This is a genomic window from Pseudomonas sp. NBRC 111132, from assembly GCF_001320565.1.
Classification (GTDB): Bacteria; Pseudomonadota; Gammaproteobacteria; order Pseudomonadales; family Pseudomonadaceae; genus Aquipseudomonas; species Aquipseudomonas putida_P.
Genome location: NZ_BCBI01000070.1, coordinates 20,782 through 28,031, shown reverse-complemented (window position 1 = coordinate 28,031; position 7,250 = coordinate 20,782). Strand labels below are relative to the sequence as shown.

General features: G+C 65.2%; 7 protein-coding genes. 1 reads left to right on the top strand and 6 read right to left on the bottom strand.

Features of this window, described 5'->3' with window-relative positions:
• Positions 1-127: 127 nt before the first annotated feature.
• A complete protein-coding gene (gene recR / locus APH35_RS24685; protein ID WP_060515676.1) occupies positions 128-730 on the top strand; it encodes a recombination mediator RecR in 603 nt (200 codons plus the stop codon).
• 127 nt (positions 731-857) lie between these two features.
• Here the strand turns inward: recR and APH35_RS24680 are convergent, their stop codons facing one another.
• From APH35_RS24680 to APH35_RS24655, 6 genes are all read right to left on the bottom strand, one after another.
• On the bottom strand, positions 858-1,406 hold the full coding sequence (locus tag APH35_RS24680; protein ID WP_009683910.1) for an adenine phosphoribosyltransferase: 549 nt from the start codon (positions 1,404-1,406) through the stop codon (positions 858-860).
• A 55-nt stretch (positions 1,407-1,461) separates the two neighbouring features.
• A complete protein-coding gene (fnrA, locus tag APH35_RS24675; protein WP_012273416.1) occupies positions 1,462-2,196 on the bottom strand; it encodes a Crp/Fnr family transcriptional regulator FnrA in 735 nt (244 codons plus the stop codon).
• A 186-nt stretch (positions 2,197-2,382) separates the two neighbouring features.
• The gene (hemN, locus tag APH35_RS24670; RefSeq protein ID WP_060515675.1) at positions 2,383-3,765 is read right to left on the bottom strand and encodes an oxygen-independent coproporphyrinogen III oxidase; all 1,383 of its coding nucleotides are present in this window, start codon (positions 3,763-3,765) and stop codon (positions 2,383-2,385) included.
• 105 nt (positions 3,766-3,870) lie between these two features.
• Positions 3,871-4,554: a sulfite exporter TauE/SafE family protein gene (locus tag APH35_RS24665; protein ID WP_012273414.1), complete on the bottom strand. Its 684-nt coding sequence runs from the start codon at positions 4,552-4,554 to the stop codon at positions 3,871-3,873.
• Complete coding sequence (ccoS, locus tag APH35_RS24660) at positions 4,547-4,762, bottom strand: cbb3-type cytochrome oxidase assembly protein CcoS (RefSeq protein WP_012273413.1); 216 nt, start codon at positions 4,760-4,762, stop codon at positions 4,547-4,549. The genes APH35_RS24665 and ccoS overlap by 8 nt, the downstream gene beginning before the upstream one ends.
• Positions 4,741-7,215, bottom strand: coding sequence for a heavy metal translocating P-type ATPase (locus APH35_RS24655; protein ID WP_012273412.1), 2,475 nt, complete (start codon positions 7,213-7,215; stop codon positions 4,741-4,743). Before APH35_RS24655 ends, ccoS begins: the two co-directional genes overlap by 22 nt.
• Positions 7,216-7,250: the final 35 nt, after the last annotated feature.

Sequence of the window (7,250 nt, the reverse complement as noted above, 5' to 3'; positions counted from 1 at the left end):
AAACCGCCACTGACACCAGTGGCGGTTTTTTTTGCAGCGGTTTCAGCCCTGGCGCGGTCTACTGATTTGACGTCACTGCCCCCCGCTGGGTATAAACCGCCTCTTATTGAATTGTCAGGCCTTTCCCATGAGCTTCAGTCCCCTCATTCGCCAACTGATCGATGGTTTGCGCATCCTCCCAGGTGTCGGCCAGAAAACCGCCCAGCGCATGGCCTTGCAGTTGCTCGAGCGAGACCGCAGCGGCGGCCTGCGCCTGGCCCAGGCGCTGACCCAGGCCATGGAGGGGGTAGGCCATTGCCGCCAGTGCCGCACCCTGACCGAGCAGGAGCTGTGCCCGCAATGCGCCGACACGCGCCGTGACGATACCCAGTTGTGCGTGGTCGAGGGGCCGACCGATGTGTATGCGGTGGAACAGACGGGCTACCGTGGCCGTTACTTCGTACTCAAGGGCCACCTGTCGCCGCTGGACGGCTTGGGGCCGGAGGCGATCGGCATTCCGCAACTGATGGCCCGCATCGAGGAGCAGGGCACCTTTACCGAGGTGATCCTGGCGACCAACCCGACGGTGGAGGGCGAGGCGACGGCGCATTACATTGCGCAGTTGTTGAGCGAGAAGGGGGTGGCGGCAACGCGGATTGCCCATGGTGTGCCGCTGGGCGGCGAGCTTGAGCTGGTGGATGGCGGGACCTTGGCCCATGCCATTGCAGGGCGCCGGCCTATTTCGCTCTGATTCAAAATTACTGGGGCCCTGTGGGAGCGGGTTTACCCGCGAACACCGGCGCAGCCGGTGCCATATACCGCGTTGGGTTCTTCGCGGGTAAACCCGCTCCCACAGGTTCAGCGTTGCCCCTGAATGCTTAATACTCGCTGAGCGAAAACTCGGTCAGGCAGAAGGTCGGCACACCCGCCGCCTGCAGCCGACGCGACCCGTCCAGCTCCGGCAAGTCAATGATCGCCGCCGCCTCGAACACCTGCGCCCCAGTACGGCGCACCAGGTTGGCTGCTGCCAGCAGTGTGCCGCCAGTCGCAATCAGGTCATCGAAGATCAGCACCGAATCGCCTTCGCACAGGCTGTCGGCATGCACTTCCAGGAAGGCTTCGCCATATTCGGTCTGGTAACCCTCGCTCAGCACGTCAGCCGGCAGCTTGCCCTGCTTGCGGAACAGGATCAGGGGCTTGTTCAACTGGTGGGCGATGATCGAACCGATCAGGAAACCACGCGCGTCCATGGCACCAATGTGGCTGAACTCAGCCTCGACATAGCGCTCGATGAACTGGTCGGCCACATAGCGAAGCCCGCGTGGCGATTGGAACAGCGGGGTGATGTCGCGGAAGATCACACCCGGTTTGGGGAAGTCCACTACCGGGCGGATCAGGGCTTTGAGGTCGAAGGCGTCGCTGTGCATTGTTGCGGGTATCCTGGGAAAACGAATGCCCAAGTATACCCGCTAAACGCCCACATCAGGCCTCGATTGCACCGCCGGCCAGCGCGCACAGCTGGATCGGGTCGAGGATATGCACTTCCTTGCCTTCGGCGCGCAGCAGGCCGTTTTGCTGGAAGCGGGTGAACACCCGCGACACGGTTTCTACCGCCAGGCCCAGGTAGTTGCCGATTTCGTTGCGCGACATGCTCAGGCGGAACTGATTGGCCGAATAGCCACGGGCGCGGAAGCGTGCCGACAGGTTGACCAGGAAGGTGGCGATACGCTCGTCGGCGGTTTTTTTCGACAGCAACAGCATCATCTGCTGGTCGTCGCGGATTTCCCGGCTCATCACCCGCATCAGCTGGCGACGTAGCTGTGGCAGTTGCACCGAAAGCTCGTCAAGCCGCTCGAACGGGATTTCGCACACCGAGGTTGTTTCCTGGGCCTGGGCCGATACCGGGTAGGCCTCGGTGTCCATGCCCGACAGGCCGACCAGTTCGCTGGGCAGGTGGAAGCCGGTGATCTGCTCTTCGCCGCTGTCGCTGAGGCTGAAGGTTTTCAGGGCGCCGGAACGTACTGCGTAGACCGAGCCGAAATTGTCACCCTGGCGGAACAGGAACTCGCCTTTCTTCAGTGGGCGGCCGCGTTTGACGATTTCATCCAGTGCGTCCATGTCTTCCAGGTTCAGGGAAAGAGGCAGGCACAGGGGGGCCAGGCTGCAATCCTTGCAATGGGCCTGGTTGTGTGGGCGCAGTTTGACTGGCTCGGACATTTGAATCGATCCTTGTGGGAAAGCACACATAAGTCGTAAGGGTAACCCACGACGCAGGGTGTAGGCCAGTGTGCGCGATGATGGTGCGCGCTGGCGAAACCCCGACAGGTCGCCTGCCGGGAGTCCTTGTACGCCCATAGTGTGCCTGGCAAGGGCAGTTGTCCATGCGGTCGAACGCCTCGGTTTTCAGATCACCCGCGAGAAACGTTGGCGGTTTTGCATCGCCAGATAGGCATCGAACACCATGCATACTGAGCGCGCCAGCAGGCGGCCAGGCGGCAGGATGCGAATGCCCTGGCTGTCCAGGCTGATCAGGCCATCGCGCTGCAAGGTCAGCAGCTCAGGCCAGAGGTCGTTGAAGTAGCCGCGAAAATCGATAGTGAAGGCCTGTTCGATCGGTTCGAAATCCAGCTCGAAATGGCAGATCAGTTGTTGGATCACCGCCCGGCGAATGCGGTCGTCGTGGTTGCACAGCAAGCCACGCTGGGTGGCCAGCTGGGCGTTGGACAGGCTGTCCTGATAGGTGTTGAGGTCGCTGCTGTTCTGGCAGTACAGCTCGCCGATCTGGCTGATCGCCGACACGCCCAGGCCGATCAGGTCGCAGTGCCCGTGAGTGGTGTAGCCCTGGAAGTTGCGCTGCAGGGTGCCTTCTTCCTGGGCGATGGCCAGTTCGTCATCCGGCAGGGCGAAGTGATCCATGCCGATGTAGCGATAGCCAGCGGCGGTCAACTGGTCGATGGTGGCGTGCAGCATCTCCAGCTTGGCAGCCGGGCTGGGCAGATCGTTGTTGTCGATGCGCCGCTGGGGCATGAAACGCTCGGGCAGGTGGGCGTAGTTGAACACCGACAGGCGGTCGGGCTGCAGGCGGATCACTTCTTCGACGGTGCGCGCAAAACCTTCCGGGGTTTGCTTGGGCAGGCCGTAGATCAGGTCCAGGTTGACCGAGCGGAACTGCAGGGTGCGCGCAGCCTCGATCAGTGTACGGGTCTGTTCCAGGCTCTGCAGGCGGTTGACTGCGCGCTGCACGGCCGGGTCGAGGTCCTGCACGCCCAGGCTGACGCGGTTGAAGCCCAGCTCGCGGAGCAGGCCCATGGTCGACCAATCGGCCTCCCGCGGGTCGATCTCGATGCCATAGTCGCCGGAGTCGTCGTCCAGCAAGTGGAAGTGTTGGCGCAAGGTTGCCATCAGCTGGCGCAGTTCCACGTGGCTGAGGAAGGTCGGCGTGCCGCCGCCGAAATGCAACTGCTCAACACGCTGCTTGGGCCCCAGGTGGCAAGCGATCAACTGGATCTCCTGCTCCAGGCGCTGCAGGTACGGCGCGGCACGGGCACGGTCTTTGGTGATGACCTTGTTGCAGGCGCAGTAGTAGCAGATGTTGGCGCAGAACGGCACGTGCACGTACAGCGACAGCGGACGCACGGCCCGACGGCTCTCGCGCAGGGCGTGGAGCAGGTCGAACGAGCCCACTTCGCTGTGCAGTTGCATGGCGGTCGGGTAGGAGGTGTAGCGTGGCCCGGCCAGATCGTAGCGGCGGATCAGGTCGGTATCCCAACGAAGGTCGTCGAGCATGAGGGCGGTCCCCGGAAAGAGCAGCAGTGCACCGGAGTCTATGGCCGTCAGTAGTAATCGGTGTTGATTTGTATCAAGGGCATTGGGGCTGCGCAGCGGTGCCCGTCAATGCCCCATCAGCCAGTGTTGGTGCGGCCCGGGCAGGGTCCAGATGCCAAATAGCATCACCAGCAGCCCGCCAGCCACCCGCACGCTGCGCCGCCTCAACAACGCGTTTACCCGTTCCGCCGCCAGCCCCGTTGCCAGCAACACCGGCCAGGTGCCCACCCCGAACGCCAGCATCAACGCCGCGCTATAGCTGGCATTACCCTGGCTGGCCGCCCATAGCAGTGTGCTGTACACCAACCCGCACGGCAGCCAGCCCCACAGGGCGCCCAGCAGCAACGCCCGGGGCACGCTGGAAACCGGCAGCAAGCGCGACGCCACCGGCTGGATATGCCGCCACAGCCCGCGCCCCAGGGCTTCGATGCGGGTCAGGCCGCTCCACCAGCCGGCCAGGTACAGGCCCATGGCAATCAACAACAGCGCCGCCACCACCCGCAGCCCCAGAGCTGCCGGGCTGCTGGCCACGGCCCATCCGGCCAGGCCCAGCAACAGGCCGGCGCTGGTATAACTGAGCACACGCCCGAGGTTGTAGGCCAGCAGCAGGCGCAGGCGCTTGCCTCGTTGTTCGGGCGGTATGGCCAGGGTCAGCGCCCCCATCAGGCCGCCGCACATACCCAGGCAGTGGCCGCCGCCCAGCAGGCCAAGGACCAGCGCCGAGCCCAGCAGGGGAAGCAGGTCAGGCACGGGGTGGTGGTTCCTTGTCGGCGTCGGCTGGGGTGTCGTCAGGTTTCACCGCTGCTTGGTGGCGAGGGTCCTGGTCGTCGAACAAGATGCTGTGGGCGGGGCTTTCAAGGTCGTCGTACTGGCCGCTGTCCACCGCCCAGAAGAAGATGTACACGGCCACGCCGACCAGCAGCAGGGCTGCGGGGATCATGACATAGAGGGCGGGCATGGCGACTTCCTCCCGGGCAAGGGGGCTTCGTGGGGCAATGAGCCCGACGCCAATGGCATGCGGGTCAGGCGCAGGGCGTTGAGCACCACGATCAGCGAACTGACCGACATGCCGATGGCGGCCCATACCGGGGTGATCCAGCCGAGCGCGGCAAACGGCAACATCAGGCCATTATACAGGGTCGCCCACAGCAGGTTCTCGAGGATGTTGCGGCGGGTGCGGCGGGCCAGGTCGAAGGCCTGCACCAGCGCCTGCAGGCGGTTGGACAGCAGCACGGCATCGGCGCTGGTCTTGGCAAGGTCGGTGGCGCTGCCCATGGCGATGCTGATGTCGGCGGCGGCCAGCACCGGCACATCGTTGACGCCGTCACCGAGCATCAGCACCTTGCACCCTTGTGCCTGCAGTGCCTTCAGCCGGTCCAGCTTGTCGTCTGGAAGCAGCCCGCCAATGGCCTGGTCGATGCCCAGTTGCGCGGCCACTTCGGCAACCATCGGCGAGCTGTCGCCCGACAACAGCAGGGTTCGCCAGCCACGTGCCTTGCAGGCCGCGAGCAGGGCCGGGGCATCGTCGCGCAGGCGGTCGTCCAGGCCGAACCAGGCCAGCGGCCCCTGGCGGTCGCCCAGCAGCAGCCACTGGCCGCGTGGCTCCGGCACGGCGGGGATTTCCGCGCCGCTCAGGGCGCAGACGAAGGTGGCTTGGCCAATGCGCAAGCGCTGGCCGTCCACCAGCCCCTCCAGGCCCAGGCCGGGCATTGTCTGCACGTCCTCGGCGGGTGTGGTGGTGCGGCCGAAGGCACGGGCGATGGGGTGTTCGGAGCGGTTTTCCAGCGCTGCGGCGAGGGCCAGGCAGCGGTCGGCTGCCTGGCTGCCGAGCGGGCGGATGCTGCGCAGGGTCAGGCGGCCTTCGGTCAGCGTGCCGGTCTTGTCGAAAATGACTGTGTCGATCTGGTTCAGGCCCTCCAGCACATGGCCACGGGTTACCAGCAGGCCGAGCTTGTGCAAGGTGCCGGTGGCTGCGGTAAGCGCGGTTGGCGTGGCCAGGGACAGCGCACAAGGGCAGGTCGCCACCAGCATCGCCAGCACGATCCAGAATGCCCGTGTCGGGTCCAGATGCCACCACCACAGCCCGATGGCCACGGCGGCCAGCAGCGAGAACAACAGGAACCACTGCGAGGCGCGGTCGGCGATTTCCGCCAGGCGCGGTTTTTCGGTCTGGGCGCGTTCCAGCAGGCGCACGATGGCAGACAACCGTGAATCGTGGCCGAGGGCTTCGACTTCCACGTTGAGGGTGCTTTCGACATTCAGCGTGCCACCGGTGACCCGTTCGCCAACCCGGCGCGGTTGCGGCAGGTATTCGCCAGTCAGCAATGATTCGTCGACGCTCGAGCGGCCTTCGACGATGCGCCCGTCGGCGGGGATTACCGCCCCAGGCAGCACTTGCACGGTGTCACCGCAGTGCAGCTCGCTGAGCAGGATGCGCTCGCTGCGACCGATGGCGTCCAGGCGCAGGCACGAGGCTGGCAGCAGGTTGACCAGCTGCGCGGTGGCCGCAGCCGTGCGTTCGCGGGCACGTCGCTCCAAGTAGCGGCCAGTGAGCAGGAACAGGGCGAACATGCCCACCGTGTCGAAATACAGCTCGCCGCTGCCGGTGATGGCCGTCCAGATGCCGGCACCGAACGCCAGGCCAATGGCCAGTGACACCGAAACGTCCATGGTCAGGTGACGGGTGCGCAGGTCGCGCGCTGCGCCCTTGAAGAACGGTGCGCAGCTGTAGAACACGATGGGGATGGTCAGGAACAGTGCCACCCAGCGCAGGATGGTGTGCAGCTCGGGCGACAGGTCGATGTTGAATTCCGGCCAGGTGGCCATGGTTGCCATCATCGCCTGGAACCACAAAAGCCCGGCCACGCCCAGGCGGCGCAGGGCGCTGCGGTTCTCTTGGGCCAACTGTTCGGCGGCCTTGTCGGGCTGGTAGGGGTGGGCGGCGTAACCGATCTGGCGCAACTCGGCGAGCAGGCGCGAGAGCGGCAGTTGCTTGTCGTCCCAGCTCAGCAGCAGACGGTGGTTGGACAGGTTCAGGCGCGCCTCGGCGACGCCGGGCAGGTTGCGCAGGTGCTTTTCGATCAGCCAGCCACAGGCAGCACAGCTGATCCCCTCGATCAGTAGGGTGGTTTCGGCCAGCTCGCCCTGGTGACGGACGAAGGTTTGCTGCACGTCGCTACGGTCGTACAGGGCCAGTTCGTCCTGCAACTGCCTGGGCAGGGCCTCGGGGTTGGCGCTGTTGTCACTGCGGTGCTGGTAGTAGTGCTCCAGGCCGCCGGCGACGATCGACTCAGCCACCGCCTGGCAGCCGGGGCAGCAGAACGCCCGGGGCTCGCCGAGCACCACGGCGGTAAAGCGGCTGCCGGCCGGGACGGGCAGGGCGCAGTGGTAGCAGGGGGTGGGCTGGGTCATTGCATCATTGCCTTACACATATCGGCGCGGTTGAC